The 20,362-nt window shown below is 67.9% G+C and carries 40 protein-coding genes; 37 read left to right on the forward strand and 3 right to left on the reverse strand.

Features of this window, described 5'->3' with window-relative positions; all coding sequences use genetic code 11:
- The first annotated feature begins 27 nt into the window (after positions 1-27).
- Positions 28-543 carry a GntR family transcriptional regulator gene (locus tag AC07DI_RS34780; protein ID WP_478908677.1) on the forward strand — a complete coding sequence of 172 codons (516 nt, stop codon included), beginning with the start codon at positions 28-30 and terminating at the stop codon, positions 541-543.
- Here the strand turns inward: AC07DI_RS34780 and AC07DI_RS34785 are convergent.
- The 3 genes from AC07DI_RS34785 to AC07DI_RS34795 form a co-directional block, all read right to left on the reverse strand.
- Positions 540-1,166, reverse strand: coding sequence for a GntR family transcriptional regulator (locus AC07DI_RS34785; RefSeq protein ID WP_478908679.1), 627 nt, complete (start codon positions 1,164-1,166; stop codon positions 540-542). The two genes, AC07DI_RS34780 and AC07DI_RS34785, sit on opposite strands and share 4 nt — an antisense overlap.
- Positions 1,167-1,310: 144 nt before the next feature.
- A complete protein-coding gene (locus tag AC07DI_RS34790; RefSeq protein WP_478908681.1) occupies positions 1,311-2,075 on the reverse strand; it encodes a GntR family transcriptional regulator in 765 nt (254 codons plus the stop codon).
- Between the two features lies 1 nt (position 2,076).
- The gene (locus tag AC07DI_RS34795) at positions 2,077-2,613 is read right to left on the reverse strand and encodes a UTRA domain-containing protein (RefSeq protein WP_478908682.1); all 537 of its coding nucleotides are present in this window, start codon (positions 2,611-2,613) and stop codon (positions 2,077-2,079) included.
- Positions 2,614-2,797: 184 nt separating this feature from the next.
- Here AC07DI_RS34795 and AC07DI_RS34800 point away from each other — a divergent pair, with 184 nt between their 5' ends.
- From AC07DI_RS34800 to AC07DI_RS34975, 36 genes are all read left to right on the forward strand, one after another.
- Positions 2,798-3,016 carry a helix-turn-helix domain-containing protein gene (locus AC07DI_RS34800; protein ID WP_478908684.1) on the forward strand — a complete coding sequence of 73 codons (219 nt, stop codon included), beginning with the start codon at positions 2,798-2,800 and terminating at the stop codon, positions 3,014-3,016.
- Positions 3,016-3,300, forward strand: a complete 285-nt coding sequence (locus AC07DI_RS34805) for a hypothetical protein (RefSeq protein WP_478908686.1) — start codon at positions 3,016-3,018, stop codon at positions 3,298-3,300. Before AC07DI_RS34800 ends, AC07DI_RS34805 begins: the two co-directional genes overlap by 1 nt.
- On the forward strand, positions 3,297-3,476 hold the full coding sequence (locus AC07DI_RS34810; RefSeq protein ID WP_478908688.1) for a hypothetical protein: 180 nt from the start codon (positions 3,297-3,299) through the stop codon (positions 3,474-3,476). Before AC07DI_RS34805 ends, AC07DI_RS34810 begins: the two co-directional genes overlap by 4 nt.
- Entirely contained in the window at positions 3,473-3,691 is a 219-nt protein-coding gene (locus AC07DI_RS34815) for a hypothetical protein (protein ID WP_478908690.1), read from the forward strand. Before AC07DI_RS34810 ends, AC07DI_RS34815 begins: the two co-directional genes overlap by 4 nt.
- A 66-nt stretch (positions 3,692-3,757) precedes the next feature.
- Positions 3,758-4,009 carry a hypothetical protein gene (locus tag AC07DI_RS34820; RefSeq protein ID WP_478908692.1) on the forward strand — a complete coding sequence of 84 codons (252 nt, stop codon included), beginning with the start codon at positions 3,758-3,760 and terminating at the stop codon, positions 4,007-4,009.
- A 165-nt stretch (positions 4,010-4,174) separates the two neighbouring features.
- Entirely contained in the window at positions 4,175-4,411 is a 237-nt protein-coding gene (locus AC07DI_RS34825) for a hypothetical protein (RefSeq protein ID WP_478908694.1), read from the forward strand.
- A complete protein-coding gene (locus AC07DI_RS34830; protein ID WP_478908695.1) occupies positions 4,411-4,629 on the forward strand; it encodes a DNA translocase FtsK in 219 nt (72 codons plus the stop codon). Before AC07DI_RS34825 ends, AC07DI_RS34830 begins: the two co-directional genes overlap by 1 nt.
- A gap of 138 nt (positions 4,630-4,767) precedes the next feature.
- Positions 4,768-4,974: a hypothetical protein gene (locus AC07DI_RS34835; RefSeq protein WP_478908697.1), complete on the forward strand. Its 207-nt coding sequence runs from the start codon at positions 4,768-4,770 to the stop codon at positions 4,972-4,974.
- Between the two features lie 8 nt (positions 4,975-4,982).
- A complete protein-coding gene (locus AC07DI_RS34840) occupies positions 4,983-5,348 on the forward strand; it encodes a ParB N-terminal domain-containing protein (RefSeq protein WP_478908698.1) in 366 nt (121 codons plus the stop codon).
- A 40-nt stretch (positions 5,349-5,388) separates the two neighbouring features.
- Entirely contained in the window at positions 5,389-5,562 is a 174-nt protein-coding gene (locus tag AC07DI_RS34845; protein ID WP_478908699.1) for a hypothetical protein, read from the forward strand.
- Between the two features lie 44 nt (positions 5,563-5,606).
- Positions 5,607-5,810, forward strand: coding sequence for a DUF4236 domain-containing protein (locus AC07DI_RS34850; RefSeq protein ID WP_478908701.1), 204 nt, complete (start codon positions 5,607-5,609; stop codon positions 5,808-5,810).
- A 96-nt stretch (positions 5,811-5,906) separates the two neighbouring features.
- On the forward strand, positions 5,907-7,337 hold the full coding sequence (locus AC07DI_RS34855; RefSeq protein WP_478908703.1) for a hypothetical protein: 1,431 nt from the start codon (positions 5,907-5,909) through the stop codon (positions 7,335-7,337).
- Between the two features lie 43 nt (positions 7,338-7,380).
- On the forward strand, positions 7,381-7,983 hold the full coding sequence (locus tag AC07DI_RS34860) for a hypothetical protein (protein WP_478908705.1): 603 nt from the start codon (positions 7,381-7,383) through the stop codon (positions 7,981-7,983).
- 58 nt (positions 7,984-8,041) lie between these two features.
- Positions 8,042-10,255: a hypothetical protein gene (locus tag AC07DI_RS34865; protein WP_478908707.1), complete on the forward strand. Its 2,214-nt coding sequence runs from the start codon at positions 8,042-8,044 to the stop codon at positions 10,253-10,255.
- Positions 10,256-10,444: 189 nt separating this feature from the next.
- Entirely contained in the window at positions 10,445-10,855 is a 411-nt protein-coding gene (locus AC07DI_RS34870) for a hypothetical protein (RefSeq protein ID WP_478908709.1), read from the forward strand.
- 17 nt (positions 10,856-10,872) lie between these two features.
- Positions 10,873-11,064: a hypothetical protein gene (locus tag AC07DI_RS34875; RefSeq protein WP_478908711.1), complete on the forward strand. Its 192-nt coding sequence runs from the start codon at positions 10,873-10,875 to the stop codon at positions 11,062-11,064.
- A 5-nt stretch (positions 11,065-11,069) separates the two neighbouring features.
- The gene (locus tag AC07DI_RS34880; protein WP_478908712.1) at positions 11,070-11,255 is read left to right on the forward strand and encodes a hypothetical protein; all 186 of its coding nucleotides are present in this window, start codon (positions 11,070-11,072) and stop codon (positions 11,253-11,255) included.
- Between the two features lie 32 nt (positions 11,256-11,287).
- Entirely contained in the window at positions 11,288-11,533 is a 246-nt protein-coding gene (locus AC07DI_RS34885) for a hypothetical protein (RefSeq protein ID WP_478908714.1), read from the forward strand.
- 87 nt (positions 11,534-11,620) lie between these two features.
- Positions 11,621-12,142: a DUF6197 family protein gene (locus AC07DI_RS34890; protein WP_478908716.1), complete on the forward strand. Its 522-nt coding sequence runs from the start codon at positions 11,621-11,623 to the stop codon at positions 12,140-12,142.
- A gap of 16 nt (positions 12,143-12,158) precedes the next feature.
- Positions 12,159-12,371, forward strand: coding sequence for a hypothetical protein (locus tag AC07DI_RS34895; protein WP_478908718.1), 213 nt, complete (start codon positions 12,159-12,161; stop codon positions 12,369-12,371).
- Between the two features lie 2 nt (positions 12,372-12,373).
- The gene (locus AC07DI_RS34900; protein WP_478908720.1) at positions 12,374-12,673 is read left to right on the forward strand and encodes a DUF7739 domain-containing protein; all 300 of its coding nucleotides are present in this window, start codon (positions 12,374-12,376) and stop codon (positions 12,671-12,673) included.
- Positions 12,664-12,795: a hypothetical protein gene (locus tag AC07DI_RS34905; protein WP_478908722.1), complete on the forward strand. Its 132-nt coding sequence runs from the start codon at positions 12,664-12,666 to the stop codon at positions 12,793-12,795. The genes AC07DI_RS34900 and AC07DI_RS34905 overlap by 10 nt, the downstream gene beginning before the upstream one ends.
- Before the next feature lie 8 nt (positions 12,796-12,803).
- The gene (locus AC07DI_RS34910; protein WP_478908724.1) at positions 12,804-13,007 is read left to right on the forward strand and encodes a hypothetical protein; all 204 of its coding nucleotides are present in this window, start codon (positions 12,804-12,806) and stop codon (positions 13,005-13,007) included.
- Positions 13,007-13,222: a hypothetical protein gene (locus tag AC07DI_RS34915; RefSeq protein WP_478908726.1), complete on the forward strand. Its 216-nt coding sequence runs from the start codon at positions 13,007-13,009 to the stop codon at positions 13,220-13,222. Before AC07DI_RS34910 ends, AC07DI_RS34915 begins: the two co-directional genes overlap by 1 nt.
- A gap of 16 nt (positions 13,223-13,238) precedes the next feature.
- Entirely contained in the window at positions 13,239-13,454 is a 216-nt protein-coding gene (locus AC07DI_RS34920) for a hypothetical protein (RefSeq protein WP_478908727.1), read from the forward strand.
- Positions 13,455-14,002: 548 nt separating this feature from the next.
- Positions 14,003-14,437 carry an HNH endonuclease signature motif containing protein gene (locus AC07DI_RS34925; protein WP_478908858.1) on the forward strand — a complete coding sequence of 145 codons (435 nt, stop codon included), beginning with the start codon at positions 14,003-14,005 and terminating at the stop codon, positions 14,435-14,437.
- Positions 14,437-15,135: a hypothetical protein gene (locus tag AC07DI_RS34930; protein ID WP_478908729.1), complete on the forward strand. Its 699-nt coding sequence runs from the start codon at positions 14,437-14,439 to the stop codon at positions 15,133-15,135. Before AC07DI_RS34925 ends, AC07DI_RS34930 begins: the two co-directional genes overlap by 1 nt.
- Before the next feature lie 46 nt (positions 15,136-15,181).
- Positions 15,182-15,385 carry a hypothetical protein gene (locus tag AC07DI_RS34935; protein ID WP_478908731.1) on the forward strand — a complete coding sequence of 68 codons (204 nt, stop codon included), beginning with the start codon at positions 15,182-15,184 and terminating at the stop codon, positions 15,383-15,385.
- A 63-nt stretch (positions 15,386-15,448) separates the two neighbouring features.
- Positions 15,449-15,754 (forward strand): hypothetical protein, encoded by a 306-nt coding sequence (locus tag AC07DI_RS34940; protein ID WP_478908733.1) that lies wholly within the window; start codon positions 15,449-15,451, stop codon positions 15,752-15,754.
- Positions 15,751-16,197 (forward strand): DUF6221 family protein, encoded by a 447-nt coding sequence (locus AC07DI_RS34945; protein WP_478908735.1) that lies wholly within the window; start codon positions 15,751-15,753, stop codon positions 16,195-16,197. The genes AC07DI_RS34940 and AC07DI_RS34945 overlap by 4 nt, the downstream gene beginning before the upstream one ends.
- 31 nt (positions 16,198-16,228) lie before the next feature.
- The gene (locus AC07DI_RS34950; RefSeq protein WP_478908737.1) at positions 16,229-16,537 is read left to right on the forward strand and encodes a hypothetical protein; all 309 of its coding nucleotides are present in this window, start codon (positions 16,229-16,231) and stop codon (positions 16,535-16,537) included.
- A gap of 110 nt (positions 16,538-16,647) precedes the next feature.
- A complete protein-coding gene (locus tag AC07DI_RS34955; protein ID WP_478908739.1) occupies positions 16,648-16,893 on the forward strand; it encodes a helix-turn-helix domain-containing protein in 246 nt (81 codons plus the stop codon).
- Positions 16,894-17,320: 427 nt separating this feature from the next.
- Positions 17,321-17,719 (forward strand): phage tail fiber protein, encoded by a 399-nt coding sequence (locus AC07DI_RS34960; RefSeq protein WP_478908741.1) that lies wholly within the window; start codon positions 17,321-17,323, stop codon positions 17,717-17,719.
- Positions 17,720-17,741: 22 nt separating this feature from the next.
- A complete protein-coding gene (locus AC07DI_RS34965) occupies positions 17,742-19,664 on the forward strand; it encodes a beta strand repeat-containing protein (protein WP_478908742.1) in 1,923 nt (640 codons plus the stop codon).
- A complete protein-coding gene (locus AC07DI_RS34970; RefSeq protein WP_478908744.1) occupies positions 19,658-19,945 on the forward strand; it encodes a hypothetical protein in 288 nt (95 codons plus the stop codon). Before AC07DI_RS34965 ends, AC07DI_RS34970 begins: the two co-directional genes overlap by 7 nt.
- Before the next feature lie 33 nt (positions 19,946-19,978).
- On the forward strand, positions 19,979-20,350 hold the full coding sequence (locus AC07DI_RS34975) for a phage tail fiber protein (protein ID WP_478908746.1): 372 nt from the start codon (positions 19,979-19,981) through the stop codon (positions 20,348-20,350).
- The last annotated feature ends 12 nt before the right edge of the window (positions 20,351-20,362 follow it).

Raw genomic sequence — 20,362 nt, forward strand, 5'->3', positions numbered from 1 at the left:
TACTGCGGGCCTGAGAGGATCTGCACCATGGCAGACGACCGCATCATCCGGACCAGCCCGCAGCGGCTCAGCCGGGACGTATGGGAGTCCGGGCGTGCCATCCAGAGCGCGGACGTCGCAGCGGTGCGCGTCGACGAGATCGCCGCACCCGACCATGTCGCCCAGGCCCTCGGACTCGATGCGGGGACCCGCGTCGTGCAGCGCAGCCGGACCTACGAAATTGACGGCCAGCCGGTACAGCTGGCCACCTCGTACCTGCCGCTCGACCTCGTGCAGGAGACGGCGATCACGCAGGCTGACACCGGGCCCGGCGGCACCTACGCGCGGCTCGCTGAACTCGGGCACGCGCCCGCGTGCTTCACCGAAGACGTGATTGCCCGGCCAGCGACCATCACGGAATCTGACCAGCTCGGACTGCGGGCCCGCGAGACGATCATCCACGTCACCCGCACCGCACGCAATGACGCCGGACGGCCCGTCGAGATCAACGAGATGGTGCTCCACCCGCAGCGGTACCAGCTGCGGTACGAATTCGACGCCTAGCACGACGGGCCTCCAGGGGCTCCTTCTTCAGGGGGCGGCGAGGGCTGAGCGATCTCGGCGACGAGGGCCTGCGTCAAGGCGACGAGGGCCTCGCGCGACATGTGGGCGGCTAGGGTTCGGGCCGCAGCAGCGGGAGCTTCTGTCGGAACGGGAATCGTTCGGCTCACTGGATCTCGAACGACGGCCCGCCGTCCTTGCTGGGATGCCAGCAGTCCCTCGGAACGCAGGAGGGCGATGCCCTTGCGGACCGTCGCGCGCGATGTGTCGAAGCGAGTCACCAAGGCGTTCTCGGATGGCAGTTGGCTCCCAGCGGGAATCGCTCCGCTGTAGATCTCCTCACGCAGAGCCTCTGCGATCCGCCGGTACAAGCCGAACTTGTCCAGTGCGTCACTCCCGTTGTGTACGGGAGCCTCATGGCGGATAGCTGACACCTCGGCTTCTGCCGCCAACGCGCGGTTGTCGAACCACGTGATGTCACGTCGCGCTACCGCTGGCCACCACGGCTTGTCCGCTGAGTGCTGGGCAAACCTTGCGCTCGGGCTGCCCGTGATTCCGACGTACAGCAGCCGGTCGTCGGCGTCGCACAGGCGGTACACCGCGGTCCGATCGGGGGATGCAGGCATGGCGCTCCTCACGGTGCGTGTGGCGTGGGCCACTTGTCGCAACTGTAGGAGGGTTGTTGAGCAGTTGGCTAGCCCCTGGGCGCCTTTCGTCGCGCACGACAGCGCCCCCGACCCTCGCGAGGGTCGGGGGCGCTGATTCAGCTCTCAGAACTCGTACTGCAGCTCGTACATGTGGCCTGCCTTGGCCATGATCTCCACCTGGATCGGCCGGTCATCCGTGCTGTACGTCGTCCGGTACGTCCGCAGGACGGGGAGCTTCGTCGGCATCTTCAGGGCCGCGTATTGCTCCGGCGTAGGGAGTCGGGCGGACACCTTGTCAACGCACTGGACTGTCGGGTGGCCAAGATCTTCAAGTGCGCGACCCGAGCCGCCGCGAAGGAGGTGGCGGTTCATCAGTTTGGTGCCGCGCGCCAGGCTCATCGGGATGTAGACCTCAACCAGCTCGCACGGCTCGCCGTCCAGGGTGAGCATCTGACGGCGGAGCAGGGCGGTTTCCTCGTCGCCTAGGTTGAAGGTCTCGCGGACAGCTGCGGGCGGAACGACTTCTTCGACGTCCAGTAGCTTGGCCTTGGCTGCCGCGCCCTTCTTCTCGTTCTCGCTAAGCCACTGGTACTTCTCGCCCGGCTGTGCAGGGTTCTTGTAAGCCGCGGGCGTCATGGTGCGCTGTCGGTGGGGTCGAACGATGACGCCTGATCCCTGCACTGGAGAGGCGAGACCTTCCTTCTCCAGGGTTGTCACGGCGTTCTTGATCGTCTGTGCCGCCGCCCCGAACTTCGCTGTGAGCTTCCGGCTGGAGGGTAGCTTGCTGCCGGGCGGGAAGTCGCCGTTCAGGATGCCATCGCGCAAGAAGGCGGCGATCTGTTCCTGAACTGCCCAGACGTTCGCTTCGTCTACGGGCTCGTCTGGCATGTCAGCTCACCTTCATCGAGTAGTTGAGCTGTCCGATGCGGCCAGGGGCCACGCTGACGAACACCTCGTAGGGGCGGTTCGATCCGTCCCTGATGACGCGGAGAAGCGTGAGGACCCACTCGTTCGAATCGGTCATGTGTAGCGCCTGGCGTTCCTCAGGCGTTGCTGGTCGGGTCTGCACGCTCTCGTCGACGTCCGCAGGGGCGTAGCCCAGGCTGGCGAGCAGTGTGGGGGCTCCACCCCTCACCTTCCCCGAGGATGCAAGGGCCGTTTCGGAAGCCACGTGGAGTGGCCAGTAGGAGTCGGCGATCTCCACCGGAACGTCGTCAAGCAGGATCAGTCGCCGACGTAGAACAACCGGCGCTCCTGGCTCGAGATCGAAAGCCGAGGCGACGGTCTCGGGTGCGGACGCTTCGCCGGCGAACAGGATGCGCTGGCCTCCGGAACGTCCCCGCGTTGCGGCCTCCTTGCCCCAGGCGTCGCCCTGGTTGGGGTGGATGTAGGGCGCTGAGGCGCCAGTCCACTGGGCGTCCGTCATTCGCTACTCCTCCGTCCGGCGACTTCTCCATATGTATTGAACACCTTGCCAACGATAAGGCCAGCTCAGGTGGGCCGGGGAGGTAAAGGAGAGGGATCGACTTCGCTGAGACTGTTGCAACTGCTCAACACACCTCCTACGGTTAAGAAGTAAGCGACCCCCGACTCCTGGATTGGAGAGCCAGATGCTGCCTGCGGCTCAACCGCTGCTCACCGTGGGAGAGACCGCAGTTGCCCTGCGGGTCTCCAAGCCGACGGTCTACCGCTGGATCGCCAAAGGCGACCTCCCGGCCATCCGCTACGGACAGCTGCGACCCGAAGGCGACACCAGGCGCGGGGGAGCGCTCCGAATCCCGAGGGCCGTCGTCATGGCGCTGCTCTCTCCCTCTGAGGAGGTGGCCTGATGGCCACGGCAACCCGTATCCATCCCACTGCCCCGCTCCCTCCGGCTGCCGTCGCTGCGTTGTCTCGTCTGGAGCGCGTCTTTGCCGCTCCGAAGGTGGTCGAGGCGTTGACCTGCTTCGAGGTGGCGTCGGCCCGCACGGCGGAGTTGTCGCATCTGATGGATGTCCGTGATCTGTCGAAGGTCGAGTTCGATGTTCTGTTCGACGCGCAGGACGTGATGCGGGAGTCGCGTCGGATGCTCGTCGACGCCGGGATGCTGCACCTCATCGGGGTGTCGTCGTGAGCGCCCCGACGGCCGACCACACGGTGTTGGAGCGTTTCCCTGCTGGTGGCCCGCGTGGTTCGTGGCCGGCGGAGCGGTTTGCTGAGGCTCGCCGTCGCGAGGGTGTTCCGGCCGAGGTGATCATGTCGATGGCCGATGACGCCTTCCTGGTGATCGTCACGGCGGTGGCGTCGTGAACGTGTCCACCCCTACAGCTGGTGCCCGCATCCGGATTCACCGCTTTAACGGCAAGCGCACGGTCTTCGTCAAGACGGGTCTGGTCGTGGATGTGGGTGCGGACGGCGTCATCGAGTTCAGGGACGACGCCGGGCCCCACGTGTACGTGGCGACTGATCAGATGCTGGCGTCGATGGGCCAGTCCCAGACGGTCACTGTGCTGCCGCCGGTCTGACGGCTCGCACCCTCCTGTTCTGCCGCGTCGCGGCTATCCCGTAGCACCGCATCCGAGGAGCCCTCCATGTCTAAGCCGTCGTGGCTTTCCAGTCAGCTCGCAGACCGTGACCGCACCGCCGACGCTCTTGGTGCCGCGGCCGATCAGATGAACGTCTGCCTACAAATCGCCGCCAACCTGCACGAGCAGGGCAAGGACCACCAGTCGGACCGGTACTGGCGGGCAGCTCTGGGCGAGTCGCGCCGGCTGGACGCTGAGGCGGAGGCGCTGGGCATCGACATTCACGACATCGGTGATGAGGCGGCCCGGCGCCGCTAGCCCCCTGTTCGCCGTGGTGGCGGGTGTCCGCGGCTCCCCTCCACCCCGCCACCACGGCTTCCGCCTCTGGCTGTTCGGGCGGCTGCCGGTGACATCCCCTGGCGCCGGCAGCTCCCCGACCGTCCAGCACCACCTGTTCGTTCGATCTGAGAGGTCTTGATCCTGATGTCGATTTATCTCTTCGACGCCGATCTGGCGTCGACGGACCTGGGCCGTCACGTGCGGGCCACGACCACGGTCTCCGCTGCGATGGCCGAGCTGTTCGGCGATGAGCTGACGCGGGCCCTGTACCGGGAGAACGCCTACGCCGTCCCCGACGACCAGCGGCAGACGTGCCCGACGCACCTGGACTGGCGGCAGCACTGCCTGGACCTGCACGTCGACGTGAAGGCGGCGGCGTGATGGGCGGCAGCAATCTGGATGAGGCCAGCAATCTGGATGCGGCCAGGCAGCTGGTGGTGTCCACGCAGTTGGGGTCGCAGGGCATGTTGCAGCGCAAGCTGCTGGTCGGTTTCGCGGAGGCCAGCAGGCTGCTGGACCGGCTGGAGGCCGAGGGGGTGGTCGGCCCGGCCCGCGGCACGCAGCCCCGTGAAGTCCTCGCCAAGCCGCGGCTCGATTGACCCGCAAGCCGCCGTGCTGGCGGATGGCCACCGCCTGCCAGCACGGTTCAGCCCCGGCATCCAGCCGTGAGGGTGCCGCATCGAGTGCGGCCCGGGGCGCGCACCACCATCCGTTCCCAATCAGCGAAGGAGCCCCTCATGGGCCTGTTCAAGAAGTCTGCCGTGGAGAAGGCCGCGATCGCGGAGCTGAAGGCTGCGGACGCCGCTCTCCACGCCGACCAGCGCGCCGATGGGAAGTCCGGGATCCGCGATGAGACGCCCGAGTATCTGCGGCTCAACGCGATCGCCGATGAGAAGGCCGCGAAGGTCAGTTTCTGGCATGGCGGCACCAAGCGCGGCCGGTGAGAAACGCCGTGGCCTACCTAGGGCAGCTGTCGACGGACTTGTTCAATGACCGGCAGATCCGCGCCAAGGAGTTCTCCCGCTGGGGCCAGTGCCATAGCGCCTTCGCCCGAGGCAGGCGCCGGGAGATCGTCGACCGCTACAAGGCGGAGATCGAACGGCGGGGAGCTCCGGAGAAGCCGATCTGGCTGGACGTCGACGACAAGTACGACGCGGTGTACGTCGGCGATGGCCACCATCGCGCGGTAGCCCTGATCGAACTGGGCGTGGCCGGCTTCGGCTTCCACTGGCGGCTGATCTCCAAGGGCGGCTGGTTCTCCCAGCCTCCGTTGGAACGTGACGCCTTTCCGTACCACCTCATCGGCGTCCCGGGCTGAAGATCTACTGCCCCCGTTACTCACGAGAGGACTGATTGCCATGCCGACTTGGATCTTTACGGCTACGTCCCGTATCGGCGCCAAGGTCGACCCGGTCACTGGCGCTCCGTCGGACAGCATCGCCGTCTACGACCAGGACGACCTCGAGCAGCGCATCGCCGCCGCCAAGACCGACCCGCGGCAGCTCGACGTGAGCGTCCGCAAGGTCGCCTGAACTCCGATAGCGCGTCCCCCCCACCAAGTCCTGAAAGGACCGCTATGCCGATCACGTTCCGCAAGAGCTTCCGGATCTTCCCCGGGGTCCGCCTCAACATCAACCAGAAGTCGATCTCGTGGACGTTCGGATTCCGAGGCGGCCCACGCTTCACGGTCAGCAGCTCCGGCCGCCGCACCACCTCGATGGATCTGCCGGGCCCGTTCGGTTACCGCCGGACCACCACACGACAAAGCCGAGAGGACTGACATGCGACTCGTCTACGCCGCCGGGATGCTCCTGCCGATCCCGCTGTTCATCATCGCCCTCCTGATCTCCCGCTGACCGAAGGGACATCGATCACCGTGACCGCCGCATCCGTCGAGAAGGTTAACGGAACGCCCGTTGCCTCGCCCGAACTCGGGGAGGGGCGGCCCAGGCCCGTCAAAGACCAGTGCACAGCCGAACCAGCCTCGCCGCCGAGCCAGGAGGAGGAGAAGCGCCGCACTGTCCAGGCCAGCCGCGCCGAGACCCGCGCCGACAAGGCGCAGAAGTCCGAGGAGCGGCGCAGGAACGCCGAGCACAAGCTGAAGTTGAAGGCCGACGCCCGGCGGGCAAAGGTCGAACGCAAGGAGAGGGTGCGCGCCGAGAGGGAGAAGCTGCGGGCGCGCCGCCGCAAAGAGCGGCGCGCCGCCTGGCAACGAATCCAGACCCGGCTGTCGCATCACATGCCGGCGTGGGGCCTGCCGGTCGTCGCCGTCTCGCTGATCATGGGCTGGTCCGGGCAGGCGGGGGCGGCATCGCACCTCGGCATGGGGTTTGCCGCCGTCGGAGTCCCGGTCTTGACGGAGGGCATGGTCCTCACGTTCGCCGGGCTCACCGGGCAAGCGATCGATAAGGGCCGCCCCTACAAGAGCCTGATGCGTATCACGTGGATCACCACAGTGATCGCTGCGACGATCAACGGCGCGGGCCATCTGATCGAGGATGATTCCCCGCCCGGCATGTACCGGGCGGGCGCATACGCTCTGGCATCCCTCGCCGCCATGGTCCTTTGGTGGGTTGTGATGCGGTCGAAGCGGGCCGCGATCTCCGGCAGGACGGCTGAGGAGATCGCCCGCTGGAAGCGCCTCGGGCGCCGCCACCCGATCCTTATGCGCCGCGCCCGCCGCGTCTCCGACAACACCGGAGTAACGCTTCCGGAAGCGTGGGCCAAGGTGTGGGAACGGGCGAATGGGGCGGCTCCGGGTGAGCCGTCGATCCGGGAAATCCGCGCTTCCCGGCGGGCCGCGCACCGGCGCCGTGAGGCGCAAGCCTGGAGCGGGCAGCGCAGTTTGCGGAAGCGCCCGGACGTGTCCGCCATGACGGTTCCCGCACCGAAGGTGGATGCGCCGAGGGGCCCTCGCGGCGACGCGTCCGGTGACGCCTGTACCCCCGTACAGACCCCCGTCTTGCCAGTCGCCCTACTGGTTCCCGGAGGGCAGGGGGGATGGGTTGAGCACCGAGTGCCGGTGCTTCCGATGTCACCCCCGAGGCGGCTTCGGACCGGCAGTGGCCGGAAGGTCACAACCCGCTTCCCGCAAGGGAAGGACGCGGTTTCTAGGCGCGTCCGCAAATCCGTCGAAGACAGCCGCCTCGCTACCGTCCGCAAGCTCGTGACGGAAGCCGCGAAGCGCAACGAAGACCTTCGGAAGTACCCGTCGAACCGGGCCGTCGCCAAGGCCGTCGGCTGCCGACCGGGAACCGCTCGGGAGCTCCTGCGGGCTGTGCTCGCCGAACACGGAATCACCCGCTGAACTCTGCCCGAACATCCACCATCATCAGTCTGGAGAGATCGTAATGAACGCCACCATCCGCCGGATCGCCGTCTCGGGCAGCGCCGCGGTCGCCCTCCTCGGAGGCGCTGCCGCCATCACTGCCGACACCGCGTCAGCCGCCGACATGGACACCGTCATCACCCGGGCCACCGGAGCACCGGTGAAGCTGCCCGACGGCAAGACCACCTACGTCCGTGGCATGGACGCCGCGTCGTACCGAGTCACCGACGAGCACACGCGCACGATCACCCTCGCCGCCGCCAAGACGGACAAGGATTCGGACGATATTGGCAATGGGCTCACCCCCGACAGCGGTTCCGGAGCGGCCCTGAACAACCCCAACCAGTCCTCGGTGAACGGGCAGACGCCTGCGGGCTATAACCCGCAGCAGATCCAGACCCAGGCGGGAGGCGGCGGCACCATCGCCGTCAGCATCGTCGCGATCCTGATCCTCGGGATCCTCGTATGGGTGAAGGTCAAGCACAGCGGCCTGAAAGCTATCGACGCCACCCTCGGTGTCCTGCTCGGCATCGCCCTCTCCGGCACGATCATCGGCTCCATGGGCTCGCAGATGACCAACTCCCTCGTCGGCTCGCTGGGCACGATGCTCGGCGGCATGGGCTGACCCCACCACAGCGGGGACCAGCCCGGTCCCCGCCCCGACCCTCGAAAGGACCACGCTGGTGGCCGCCGACGCGCCCGTAGAGCAGCAGCCCAGCATGCCGCCCATGCCCAACCAGCCGCCCACCCCGACGAAGCCCAGCCGCAGCAAGCGCGCCAAGGCCGCACTCAAGGAACAGCGCGGACACGCCGCCGCCCGCACCAAGGACTGGCTAGCCGCAGGCGACCTCGACCAGGTCGACCTCATCCAGGCGGCCACCGAGAAGAAGCAGCGCCAGCACAGCGACAAGATCGCCCAGCAGCAGCGGATCGTCGCCGAAGCCCACGGTCGACTCGCCCACGCCAAGATGCGGGCCGAGAGCGAAGATGCGAAGTCCGTGTCCGCGACAACCCTCGCCCACCTTGGCGGCCGGGTAGCCGCCGAGGAATCCAAGCTCGCCGCCATGCTCGCCATGCCCGTCATGCCACCCACCGACCGGGAGATCAGCAACGTCCGTCACAGCAAAAGGGCCGGTCGTTCCGCCGTTCTCGCCGCGGGCGGGTTCGGTTCCCTGCCCGCCCTGGGGGTCGCCATCGAGCAGACCGCTACCGGCCAGCCCATGATCCTCGCCGTGCTGGGGACTGCCGCAGGCTACGGCTGGTACCTGGTTTCCCGCCCTTTCGACGCCGGCCAGCCTGCACCTGTTCTGAGGGAAGAGATGCAGCAGCTGGCTACCCCCATCGATATGACCAAGCCCGAACCGCAGCCTGGGGTACGTGAGTTCAGCGCACCGCCCCCACCGGCGCTCAAGGTGGAGCAGCTTGAGGAGGCACTGCGGAAGATCGGCATGGTGAAAGGCGACGATCAGCTGCAGATTCTGGCTGTGCCGCAGCGCGAGAAGGACGGGAACACCACCGTCGTCTTCGACCTCCCCGCCGGACAGAAGGTCCTCACGCTGCAGGCAAAGCTCGAGGAGTTCGCTGGTGCCATCGGCCGCGACTCCACCATGGTCGACGTCCAAAAGGCCGGGAGCGCGGTCCGTACCAGTCTGTGGATCACCGACGAGGACCCCTTCGAGAACACCAGGCCCTCGCCGCTCATCAAGGCGCCAGGGCAGCTCGACGCGTTCAAGGAGGGTGTGCCTGTCGGATGGGGCAAGCGCGGCAACACAATCAAGATTCCCATCAGCATCTCCAACGTCGCTATCGGCGGGGGCACGCGCTCCGGTAAGGGGGTCGGTGCATCGAACCTCGCCGTCGGGTCGGCGTTCGACCCGCGGATCAACCTGCGGATCGTCGCCGGCAAGAACAACGGCGAGTGGGACCCCTACGCGAAGTCGGGCGTCGCCTCCACGTACTTCAAGCCCGACCCGGCCCGCCTCCTGGCCCTTCTGCGGGCGCTGATCGCCGACAAGGACCGGCGCGAAGCCGAGCTCGGCAAGCTCGGCAAGAGCAAGCTCGTGGCCCCCGTCATCGACCAGATCGGAGGCCTCGAGCTCCTCGTCATTGACGAGCTGGCCACCTACACCAGGCCGGGCAAGCCGCTACAGGAGGAGATCCTCGAAGCGCTCGTGTTGCTGGCTTCGGTCGCGGCTGGGGCGGGGATCCTGCTGGCCGTCATCACTCAGTACCCGGGTGTGGATATCTTCCCGACCGAGCTGGCGATCAACTTCACTACCAAGTGGGCGATGCGTGTCGACACTGCCCAGCAGTCCAACGCCATCCTCGGTGCAGGCTCGTCGGGGATGGGGCGCGACGCTTCCAAGTTCGATCCGCCGCGGCCGGGATTGGGATGGCTGGTCAACCCATTCGCCGGGCTCACCGACAAGGCCCGGTCGTTCGACTTGGATGAGGACGAGCGCGGGGAGATCACCATGCTGCTGGAGAAGGCGGCGAAGATCCGCGAGAAGGCGGGCCGGCTCGCCGGGCAGTGGGAGGACCCGATCGAGAAGCACCTCCTCAACGCCACTGGCCTGTCGTCCGCGGCGGGAGGCCCGAAGCGGGGTGGGGTGCCTGGCCGGCACGTGTTGAACCACACGTCGGAACAGCGCCTGCAGATGGACGCTCTGCGTGGCTGCCTCGAGGCCATGAATGAACTCGAGCGCGATGTAGCCCAGGTCGACGAGATGGCCGGGCTCGTCGGCGGTGGAATGACCGAAGAGCGGCTCGGTGAGCTCCTCCGAGCAGCAGGCGCGGGCAACACGGTGAAGGTCACTATTCCTGGCCTCGCGAACCGCGTGAACGGCTACAGAAGGACTGCGGTCGCGGATGCCCTGAACTTCCTCGAAGGGCACTGAGCTGCGGCGTTACGTCCAGATGTGCGTTGAATCATCCCTCCCGGACGCCCCCCGGACGTTGATCTTGCAGGCCCGGTCGCGACCCGGGTCGCGACCACCCACCGTCCGTGGGTGCGTCCGGGTGCAAAACGCCACAAGTCCTACCCCATAAACAGCAATATTCCACCACAAACCAGACTGGAGATCATCGTGGCAGGCAAAACCTGGGAGCCCACCAAGCGTGGCGCCCGCGACCTCGAACGGCACGTCCGTAAGGGCACCGTCGTCTACACCGTCGCCGGCGTCGCCACCAACCTCGCCCCCTACGAGGACGGGCAGCTCTACACCGCCCACACGTTCGACCGCCGCAGCCCAGTCACCGGAAAGTGGATGACCGGCCACCTCACCGCCCAGGCTCTGCTCGCGCAGTCCGGCACCGTCTACGCACAACCGCCAGCCAGGATGCGTGACATCGCTACCCCCGCCCCACAGGTCGGTTCCCCGCTCGGCGACAACTACGAGGGCGTCCTCGACGAGGCCGAGCTCCGCGGCCTGGAGAAGCACGTCGCCCAGGGAAGCAACCCCCGCACCCGCCGCAGCCCCGGCGGCTGGCGAGTCTGACCGATCAAGGAGACCGCATGTCTGACCTGAAGATCACCCACCAGTCCGTGCACGACTACATCGCAGCCAAGAAGCGCGGCGACCGCACCACCACCGACCGCATCGTCCGCGAAGCCGGCGAGCGCTTCGCCACCCGCACCACCGACGGCAGCGAGATGGCGCAGCTCGGCCACGCCTCCATGCACGTCCGCTTCGGCGAAGGAGCCTGACCGCGATGGCCACTCGCGACGAACTCCTCGATGCCGCCGCCTCCGCCATGCGGCGAGGACTCGAACTGAACGCCGAAGGCGCACCCGACGACCACCCGGACTACGCACAGGTCATGCCCGCACAACATGCGGCTGCCGCGGCCGGCATCACGCCGTCGGAGATCTGGATCGCCGCCACCGCCCCCAAGTAACCCAGCGGCCACTCGTCAGACAAGGAGACGCGATGCCCGACTACAGCAACCCGTCCACGCCGCTCACCGCCCGCAACTACGCGTGGAGCGCCACCCTCACGAGCGGACCGCTGAAGACCGGATCGAACCCGGCCAAAGATCGAGCCGGCAGTTATACGCCGCCCCCCGGCGCCACCGTCGGGACACTCCTCGACGGGATCCGCGTCATCCACGCGCGGGAGTGCAGTGTCCCCCTCGCCGACGTGGTCCTCGTGCGGTACTCGCTCCGCGAGGAGTAGCTCAGCCGGGGCGCCCCTCCCGGCCTGGCAGCAGTCAGGGGCGCCCCTTCCACCCGCCACACGCGAACGTGCAGGAGGCACCACTACGTGATCACGCACGCCCTCATCCAGGCAAGCCCACAGCCAGCCACACCCACGCCGCCCGCACTCGACCTCGACACACGCATGGCCCTCGCCCTCGCCGTCATGGACGAGCGCTGCACCCTCGCCACCCTCGCCATCGACATCAACACCGCCCACATCCCGACCCAATTGCCGCCGGAGACCCAAGCCCCTCTGCGGCTGACCCCTACCGCGGCACCCTGCCCGCACAGCACCCCGATCGCTGGCCTCCTGCACCGGGCCCACCACCGCCTCGCAACCGGCGGCTGGACTACCGGGGCGCTCCGAGACGAGCAGGGCGCCCGCTGCCCCATCGGCGCCATCCGGGTAGAGGCGACCAGCCGGCGTGAGGCCGACGACGCGTGCGTGCTGCTTCTCGAAGCGATCCAGCGCGACTTCCGGGACGCGGACACGATCCCGTCCTGGAACGACACCCAGACCAGCCCACGGTTCCCGCTGCTCTACCTCGGTAAAGCCGCCGACCTCGCCCACGCCCGCAACCTCTAACCCGAAAGGATCACCCATGAGCCAGTTCACCCGACGCGAACCCGATCGCGGCAGCCAGACCTGCGGCTACCAGATGCAGATCGGCAGCTGGCACAACGACGGCAACCGCTTCTGCAGCAAGCCCAAGGTCAAGGGCCTGTACTTCTGCCAGGAACATCACGACTGGCTCGCCCAGGACGAACCCGACGGATCCATCCGCATGGCCCCCGGCAACGCGATCGGCAGGTGACCGTGGGAATCAGCATCGACGGCCTCCGGGGAACCCGCTCCGCGCTCACCATCAGCAATCTGGGAACTCAGCTTGCCCACGTCCTCGCCGCCAGCGAATGGCGGGACATCGCCCACCTGTTCAACGGCCGGTTCTCGGACATCGCCGCCATCCCGCCCCGGGACGCTGTCCGGATCGGCGACGTCCTCCACCAGGCCGCCGACCACCGGCTCATGGACCCCGAATGGGGCACGCTCGCCCGCGAGATCGGCGATGCCGCCCGCCGGGCAGGCAACCGTGGGCTGCAGTGGACGTGGAGCTGATCGTAGGGCAGGCCCTCACCAGTAAGCCGCGCCGCGCCAACCAGATTTGCGGCTACCAGGACCAGCGCAACATCCACTCCCGCACCAGCGGCGTGTGGGCCAAATCCGCCAACCAGCAGTAGGAGACCCCGTGAAGCAACTCCCCAGCCCCAAGCGCCTGGTCGCCGCGACCGCGGTATCGATGGCCGCGCTCGCCGGCACGACGGCTGCCGTGATCGGCGCCGGTGCGCCCGAGCCGGTGACACTCGCTGCCGCGGTCGCAGTGTTCGGTGCTGCTGCGGTTGCCGGCTCCGTTCACCTCGGAGCCAAGCCAGCCGTGAAGGAGACCGCGTAATGCCCGACATCTGGAACGGCAAGAAGCTGCCGGAGCGCAACGTCACCCACACCAACATCAACTACCGGCTGTACGACCGACGCACCGGAAAGGTGCTCTCCACCAACTCGACGAACAGCATCGACTGCATCGTCACCGACGTACTCCGCACCCGCGAAGAGAACCCCGACGCCCCAATCTGTGCCGTCGAATACGACGGCCCTGCCTGGCGATAGGAGAAAGCTCGTGCGCATGACCCCGACCATCTGCGGCTACATGGAACTTTCGCTCGCCGACGAACTCGGCCACGACCTCGCACCCGACTGCTGCGACGACGAGATGACCGGAAAGGCCACCGACGGCGGCCACAAGGAATACACGTGCGGCGACTGCGGCATCGTCCTCGAAGTCGACGACCTCGGCCTCGTCTGGGACATTCGAGAGAAGGAAACGAAGGCCGCCGCTTGACGCTAATCAGATACGACAGAGCCCCGGCCGTCCTCGGTCGGGGTTTTCGTCGTGCGGGGTACGGCGCGGGCCATCCACCGGTCGTCGGAGAGGAGCCGGGGCCGCATCGCCGGCTCCAAGCCGAGCTGCTGGCACAGGAGTTCTAGGCCTTGGCGGCACTCCGGCTCGCTGTCGGCTTGGACTGCGTATCGGAGCGCCATGGAGGCAGTGTGACGCGACGGGTGGGGCAGCGGGGCGGGTTCCGGCGAAGTCGTTCATGACGTCTCGCGGTGTGCCATTGGCCCAGCCGTGTCAACCCCTGATGCAACAATGGTTCATCGCACCATCTGCTTCCCGACCACCGCGAGGAGCCTGCCGTGCACGACCACCCCACCGCCTCTGCATCCGATGACGCACTGCCACTCCGTTCAAGCAAGACGTGCTCCATACCTGAATGCGAAGCGCGGGCCGCGACTCGCGGTTGGTGTGGCAAGCACTACACGCGCTGGCAGCGGCATGGAGATCCGTTGGTCCACAGGTTCGACGACGTCTCTCTGTCGGACCGCTTCATGGCTAAAGTCGACTCCGGTGGAGAGGGCTGCTGGCCGTGGCTAGCGCACACTGATGCCGGTGGCTACGGGCGGTTCAAGTTCGAGCGACGAGACAAGCCCGCACACATCGTGGCCTACACGCTTTTCGTGGGGCCTGTCCCTGCTGGGCTGCAGGTTGATCACACCTGCCATAACACCAGCGACTGTGCCGGTGGGCTGGGGTGCCCGCACCGGCGATGCGTGAACCCTCTGCACCTGGAGGCAGTCACTCCACGGGAAAACTCGCTGCGAGGTCGAACAATCGCGGCGGCGCATGCAGCCCGGACCCATTGTCATCGAGGGCATCCACTGTCCGGCGACAACGTCAGGATCACCACCAAGGGATCCCGCGAATGCCGCGCTTGTCAGCGCGAGCGCCAGGTGAAGTGGCAGCTTGGTCGAAAGGGCGCGTGATGATCGAGAACCCGCTTGATAATGCAGAATGGCCGACCTGTACGGCTCCGGGCTGCGGCCGGGAACTGTGGACCGCCGAGGTGGGCCGATGGGTTTGCCGCCCCGACGAGGACAAGACACTGGCCCGTCTCGTCGAACTTCCCGTCCTGTTCCGGCGGCTGGATACGACCGCGGCATTGATGCGGGGTGCCCGGCGGATAGGCGGAGGCGGGTCCGGGACGAAGAACCCGCCGATCCCGCCCCGACTGGAAGTCCTCGACCTCGTCGGACCCGGCGGTGTCGCCGCGAAGCTGTCGGCGGTTGAGGACTCCTGGCGGTCAGCGCTCGGCTGGACCATCGCACCGTGGCGAGGTAGTCCGGCCCAAGCCGTCCCGCACCTGGTGAAGTTCCTCGCGGACAACCTGTTGTGGGCGTGCGGCGGGTACGAGTCCGTCGGCCAGGACATCGAGACGGTCCGCCTGCTGCACGCCGAGTGCGCGGCGATCGTCAACGACGAACGTAAGCCCGGACGCGTCCAGATCGGCCTCTGCCCCGTCCAGCTCGACGACGGACTCTGCCGCCAGCAGCTCACCGCATCCGCCGCATCCCACCGCGTCCGATGCTCGGCATGCGGCAGCCGGTGGGAGACCCTGGGAGAATGGCGGACACTCCGGGCGGCACAAGAGCAGGTATCGGAAATCTCCGCGACGGCGGCGTGAGCGGTAACCCGGGACGCCGAGTCGATCCAGCGAGAGGATGAGAGTTATGCCCTACAGCGTCGACCCGCACCAGCCAAAGACCTACCGTCGGGGAGGCTTCTTCCAGATGATGCCCCCAGAACCCACCGCCCTCAGTGACGTCGACCGCGCCCTCAACTACATCCGCAGCCACAACCCTCCCGGCATCAGGCCCGCGCCCGACTACGTCGACTACCCGGAAGCCGGAGATGACGGCGACGCACGCGACTGACGGGCGGCGGCAACCCCGCGCCGCACAGGAGCAGGCACTCGCCGAAGCGGCAGGGGTAGCGGCGTGAGCAACGAACTGGAACGGCTGAAGACGGCGGTACGCGAGGAGCTAGCGGATCTCTGGCACGACCTCAGCCGCGCGCAGGCCCACGCCATCAACGGCCAGTGGTCCATAGAGTGCGACAGCCTGGAAGAGCGGATCAAGAAGCTGACTCCGCTCGTCGGCGCCACACCGTGGGATGAGATCCAGATCGTGCTGCTGGAGAACGGCGTCTACCAGCGCATCCATGCAGATCTCGGGATCGCGGTCGAGCCGGACATGGAGCGCATCGCCCAGGTCCGGACACGGATCAACACGGTGGCGCCGTGAGCGAGATCGCCGACTTCCTGCGGGCCCGGTACCAGGAACGGCGAGCGCTCGCCGAAGCGGCAACACCAGGGGGCTGGCGGGCCGAGCCGTGCATCTACGGGAGCGGCGAAGGGTGGGGGCCGCCCCACTACTGGGAGATCAAAGCCGGAGAAGTTGATGTCGTGGCCCACCAGAGCCACGAAGGCGGTGGTATCGACATCGAGGCGAACGCCAGGCACATCGCCGCCAACGATCCGGCCGCCGTCATCGCCGACTGTGACGCAAAACTCGCGATCATCGAGGAAGCAGAGAACTCCGAGATCTCGGCGCGGAACCCGGATCGCGACGGCGACTCAGCGGATTCCCTCGCCTGGGTGCTCTGGGTCTTCGCCCAGCAATTCGCCGAGCACCGGGACTTCAAGGGTGACAAGTGGTCAAGTCCCGACGGCAGAGCTGATCTGTGAACGCGAACCGCAAGCGGGAGGAGTGGGCGCCGTGAGCGAGACCGCCCCCAACCAGGGCTTGTTCAGGGTGTACGCCGTTGCGTGGACCGCTGCCGCCAGCATGACGGTCACGGTCGCCTTCGCCGTCACCGGCCTGCCGCCCGAGGGCATCGTGGCCTACCTGCTCGTCGGGGCGCTCCTGTGGGGCATCGACATGGTGCTCACCAAAGGGGGGCCCCGGTCCGGCCACGGAGCCTCGCATGCCATCCTCGTCGCCGCCTTCGCCCTCGTCTGGCCGCTCGTACTCCTTGGGCTGATGGGGTACCTCGTATGGGAAGTGGCGCGAGAGCTCCAGAGTTGAACTACTTGCCCTCTGAGCTGGGCGAGCATATCTTGGTCTCAAGATGCGATCTTTGTGACCTGAGGGGCCGCCGGGTAGGCGGCCCCTTTCGCATGCCCGGGGGTGAACAAATGCCCGGACTGCTCATCCCCGTGGACCTCGCCGCGCACGTCGCCGGACGCCCCGAAGCGACCATCCGTCGCTGGGCAGCCGAAGGCCGCCTCACCCGGCACCAAGACCGCTGGCGGCGCAAGAACGGCGTCCTCTACGACATCGAAGAGATCCCCGAAGCAGTTCGCGACAAGGACACGCTGGTCCTCCTCGAACCCGGTGCGACCCCGCCGATCCTCAACATCCGGGCCTTACTGGCCGCCTAGACCCCCTGCGCGGTGGTCGACGCAGGGCGGGCCTTGTAGCGCACCCCCCTGCGCTCGGCCCCTTGCTGTCCGCCCGGCCGTGGGGGCCGGGCGGACACGCAACCCCCAGACGGGGCGGCCCCGAAGCTCATCCGCCCCCGTCCCGCCGCCCACTTCACCCAGCCGGGGCGGCGGGACACCCCAAGACCGGGTCTCCGTCTCGAGACCCGGACAGCCTCGGGTAGCGCCCGAGGAAGGCCGAAAGGCACGAGACGCCCCGCCGCCCGGCGATGGGGCCGAAGAAATCTCCCCGCCGGGTGGCGGATACCCCGAAGGAGCCCCCAATGCCCGACGAGTACAAGCTGCGGCTGGAGGCCTCCGGCGAGGTCACCCCCGCACCCGACACCGACCACCCCGAGACCGAGCCCGAACCTGAGGAGGCGGAACAGTGACCGCAGGACTCGCCCCCAGCCTCGTCTCCGGCTGGCTCAACACCCTCCGCACCGCCGGCGCCGCCTACGGGCCCGTCGCCGGCACGTTCGCCCAGCTGCACACCGCCGACCCCGGCGCGGCAGGCACCACCGCCATCAGCGTCGGGTCGACGACCCGCAACAGCTTCACCTTCGCCGCCTCCTCGTCCGGCTCAGCTCTCGCGCTGAGCGGCGCCCCGTCGGCGTGGACGAACGGCGGCACCTCGGAGACGCTCACCCACATCTCCGTGTGGACTGCCTCATCGGCCGGGACGCTGCTGTTCACCGTCGCGCTGACCGCTTCGAAGGCGTGGGCGTCCGCGGATTCGTTCACCCTGTCCACGCTGACAGCGGCGCTCACTCCGCAGTCCGCATAGGGCCTGAACGGGGGCGTCGGATATGACGACCTTCACCGACGACTTCAACCGCGCCGACTCCACCAGCCTCGGCGCCAACTGGGTTGAGGTATCCGGCGACTGGTCGATCATCTCCAACCAGCTGTCATCAGGATCCGCGGGCGGCACAATCATCCTGCGTGCCGCCACGGCGATGGCCACCAACGACCATTCCGCGCAGGTCAAAATTGCGGCGACAGCGGCCGTCAGCCATGGCGTGTGGTGCCGTGGCAACACCAACATCACCTCCGGCTATCTGTGGCGCAACGACGGTAGCAGCTGGGCATTGTTCTCGGTCGTCGGCGGCAGCTTCACCAGCATCGGCAGCTTCGCCGGAGCAGCCGTCGCCGGCGATGTCGCCAAGGTGCAAGCTGTCGGGTCGACGATCAAAGGGTTCGTCAACGGCGTCGAACGCGTGTCGGTCGTCAACACCGCCGTTGCCACCGGCACGAGCGTCGGCCTCCGCGCCGAATCCGTCGCAGCCTTGCGCTTCGACGACTTCACCGCAGCCGACGTCACCACCGGCACCACAGGTGATGCAGCTCGATCCGCAACAGCCACGCTGGCCGCCACCGGCCAACGGGCCGCTACCGGAACCTCAGCCACCACCACGACCGCGGCACTGTCCACATCGGGCCTGCGCTCCACCACCGGTGCCGCGGCACTGACACCCGCAGCAAACCTCACAGCGGGCGGGGCCCGGACCGCAACCGACAACGCCACCCACACCACCACAGCAGCCCTCACCGCCAGCGGCGAGCGGGCCACAGCCTCCACCGCCTCCCTCACCGCCACAGCAACGACCAGCGCCACCCTCGGCCTCGACGCAGTCAGCCCCGCAGCCTTGACCGGCACCGCGGCCCTCGCCAGCGCCGGCACCCGTGCAACTGCCGGACCCGGGACACTCGCCGGCACAGCAGCACTCACCGCGAGCGCCACAGTCGACACATCCAGCGGCGCCGATCTGACCGCGGGCGCAAACCTCACCGGCGCGGGAACACGCCACGCCATCGCCGTGGCCGACCTCGCCGTCACAGCCACCACCACAGCCGACGGCAGCACCGGATCCGCCGCAACCACGCTCCTCGCCGTCACCGCCACCCTCACCGGAGCAGGAAGCCGAGGCCAAGCGCTCACCGGCAGCCTCCCGGCCACTGCGGAACTCACCTCGGCAGGCACGACCGCCGCAGTAGGCGACACAGCCCTCACCGGCACCGTCGACATGACAGCGGCAGGACTGCGGACAGCAGCCGAGGCCGCCGCCCTCACCGGCACAGCTGTGCTCGCAGCGGCAGGCAGCAACGCCACCGCGGCGACCGCCTCCACCACCATCCTCGCGACCCTGTCAGCGGTCGGTGCAGTATCGGCCAGCGGCACCAGCACCGCAGACCTCACGGCCACAGCCGGGCTCACGGCAGCCGGGTCCCTCCAGGCCGCAACCGGCGCCGGACTGAACGGCAATACGGCTCTGGCTGCAGACGGACTGCGCGGCACCAGCACCACGGGAGGCTTTGCCGCCACCGCCGGCCTGGAAGCGACATCCTCTGTCGGCCGGTCGCTCGCCGCAGCGCTCGCCGCCACCGCAACGGCGTCAGCCGATGGCACTGTCACCTCCGGACACCACGGCGCGGCCACGCTCGCCGCCACTGCCCAACTGACCGCGGCTGCCGAGCGCACCTCCACGGGCGCGGCTCAGCTCGCAGCAGTCGCGCTGCTGGCGGCGTCAGGTCAGAGCACCGGCACCCTCGGCGGGCAGTTGACGGTCACCGCCGGCGTCACAGCGGCTGGAGCTGTCCTCGTCGAACACGATGACATCGAGGTCACCGTCGGCGCCCCCTACAGCAGGTGGTCAGTGTCCCCGCCGCGTTCCGAGCCGTACACGGCAGGCGCCGCCTACGAGGACTGGGAGGTGGGCGCCCCGTGCTGATCCCTGCCTCCTCCACCGAATACCTGCACGTGCCCGTCACGGCCCCGCCCGGAGTCGACTTGACCGGGGCCCCGGTGAAGATCGCGGCCGTCGCGCACCGCGACAACCCCAGCGGCAGTGAGTGGAAGACCGCCGAGTGGGCTGACGACGAAGCCCGCCTCCTCGTCGGCCCTGGCAGCGCACTCATCCTCATCCGCGGCGACTACCGGGTGTGGATCAGCGTCGACCCGCCGGGCGCCGAGAACATCACCCGCCATGCCGGGCACCTCGGCGTCACCTGACCAGGAAGGAGGGCAGTAAACATAAGCGATAACTTGACCAATACGGCCGAGAACCGGTGCCTCGACTGGATCATGGGGACGGCGACAACCGCCCCCACCCTCCCGCTGAAGGTCGCCCTCGTCACCATCAACGGATCCGACTCCGCGGCAGGCACTGAAGCGACCGGCGGCAGCTACGTCCGCAAAACCCTCACCGTCGGCGCCGCAGCATCCGGCGCCACCTCCAACAGCGCGGACATCGTCTGGACCGGTATGCCCGCCGGAACTTTTGTCGGCGTCGAAGTGTGGGATTCCGCGGGGGTTCCGATCCGCCTCTGGTACGGGCCGCTCGCCGCATCCCGAACACTGCTCGCTGGCGATGAGCTGAAAATCACCGCTGGCACCTTGGCGTTTGCGCTTTCGTGATCGAGAGGTGAC

The sequence above is a fragment of the Streptomyces sp. NPDC044106 genome, from assembly GCF_056433985.1.

What these genes read in the sequence shown, in the direction of transcription:
- AC07DI_RS34790 (WP_478908681.1), bottom strand. Translation starts at nt 2,075, where the DNA reads ATGCCAGACGAGCCCGTAGACGAAGCGAACGTCTGGGCAGTTCAGGAA.
- AC07DI_RS34955 (WP_478908739.1), top strand. Translation starts at nt 16,648, where the DNA reads ATGCCCGGACTGCTCATCCCCGTGGACCTCGCCGCGCACGTCGCCGGA.
- AC07DI_RS34925 (WP_478908858.1), top strand. Translation starts at nt 14,003, where the DNA reads ATGGCTAAAGTCGACTCCGGTGGAGAGGGCTGCTGGCCGTGGCTAGCG.
- AC07DI_RS34850 (WP_478908701.1), top strand. Translation starts at nt 5,607, where the DNA reads ATGCCGATCACGTTCCGCAAGAGCTTCCGGATCTTCCCCGGGGTCCGC.
- AC07DI_RS34920 (WP_478908727.1), top strand. Translation starts at nt 13,239, where the DNA reads ATGACCCCGACCATCTGCGGCTACATGGAACTTTCGCTCGCCGACGAA.
- AC07DI_RS34845 (WP_478908699.1), top strand. Translation starts at nt 5,389, where the DNA reads ATGCCGACTTGGATCTTTACGGCTACGTCCCGTATCGGCGCCAAGGTC.
- AC07DI_RS34875 (WP_478908711.1), top strand. Translation starts at nt 10,873, where the DNA reads ATGTCTGACCTGAAGATCACCCACCAGTCCGTGCACGACTACATCGCA.
- AC07DI_RS34880 (WP_478908712.1), top strand. Translation starts at nt 11,070, where the DNA reads ATGGCCACTCGCGACGAACTCCTCGATGCCGCCGCCTCCGCCATGCGG.
- AC07DI_RS34965 (WP_478908742.1), top strand. Translation starts at nt 17,742, where the DNA reads ATGACGACCTTCACCGACGACTTCAACCGCGCCGACTCCACCAGCCTC.
- AC07DI_RS34795 (WP_478908682.1), bottom strand. Translation starts at nt 2,613, where the DNA reads ATGACGGACGCCCAGTGGACTGGCGCCTCAGCGCCCTACATCCACCCC.
- AC07DI_RS34930 (WP_478908729.1), top strand. Translation starts at nt 14,437, where the DNA reads ATGATCGAGAACCCGCTTGATAATGCAGAATGGCCGACCTGTACGGCT.
- AC07DI_RS34780 (WP_478908677.1), top strand. Translation starts at nt 28, where the DNA reads ATGGCAGACGACCGCATCATCCGGACCAGCCCGCAGCGGCTCAGCCGG.
- AC07DI_RS34885 (WP_478908714.1), top strand. Translation starts at nt 11,288, where the DNA reads ATGCCCGACTACAGCAACCCGTCCACGCCGCTCACCGCCCGCAACTAC.
- AC07DI_RS34835 (WP_478908697.1), top strand. Translation starts at nt 4,768, where the DNA reads ATGGGCCTGTTCAAGAAGTCTGCCGTGGAGAAGGCCGCGATCGCGGAG.
- AC07DI_RS34820 (WP_478908692.1), top strand. Translation starts at nt 3,758, where the DNA reads ATGTCTAAGCCGTCGTGGCTTTCCAGTCAGCTCGCAGACCGTGACCGC.
- AC07DI_RS34915 (WP_478908726.1), top strand. Translation starts at nt 13,007, where the DNA reads ATGCCCGACATCTGGAACGGCAAGAAGCTGCCGGAGCGCAACGTCACC.
- AC07DI_RS34825 (WP_478908694.1), top strand. Translation starts at nt 4,175, where the DNA reads ATGTCGATTTATCTCTTCGACGCCGATCTGGCGTCGACGGACCTGGGC.
- AC07DI_RS34805 (WP_478908686.1), top strand. Translation starts at nt 3,016, where the DNA reads ATGGCCACGGCAACCCGTATCCATCCCACTGCCCCGCTCCCTCCGGCT.
- AC07DI_RS34830 (WP_478908695.1), top strand. Translation starts at nt 4,411, where the DNA reads ATGGGCGGCAGCAATCTGGATGAGGCCAGCAATCTGGATGCGGCCAGG.
- AC07DI_RS34860 (WP_478908705.1), top strand. Translation starts at nt 7,381, where the DNA reads ATGAACGCCACCATCCGCCGGATCGCCGTCTCGGGCAGCGCCGCGGTC.
- AC07DI_RS34935 (WP_478908731.1), top strand. Translation starts at nt 15,182, where the DNA reads ATGCCCTACAGCGTCGACCCGCACCAGCCAAAGACCTACCGTCGGGGA.
- AC07DI_RS34800 (WP_478908684.1), top strand. Translation starts at nt 2,798, where the DNA reads ATGCTGCCTGCGGCTCAACCGCTGCTCACCGTGGGAGAGACCGCAGTT.
- AC07DI_RS34895 (WP_478908718.1), top strand. Translation starts at nt 12,159, where the DNA reads ATGAGCCAGTTCACCCGACGCGAACCCGATCGCGGCAGCCAGACCTGC.
- AC07DI_RS34785 (WP_478908679.1), bottom strand. Translation starts at nt 1,166, where the DNA reads ATGCCTGCATCCCCCGATCGGACCGCGGTGTACCGCCTGTGCGACGCC.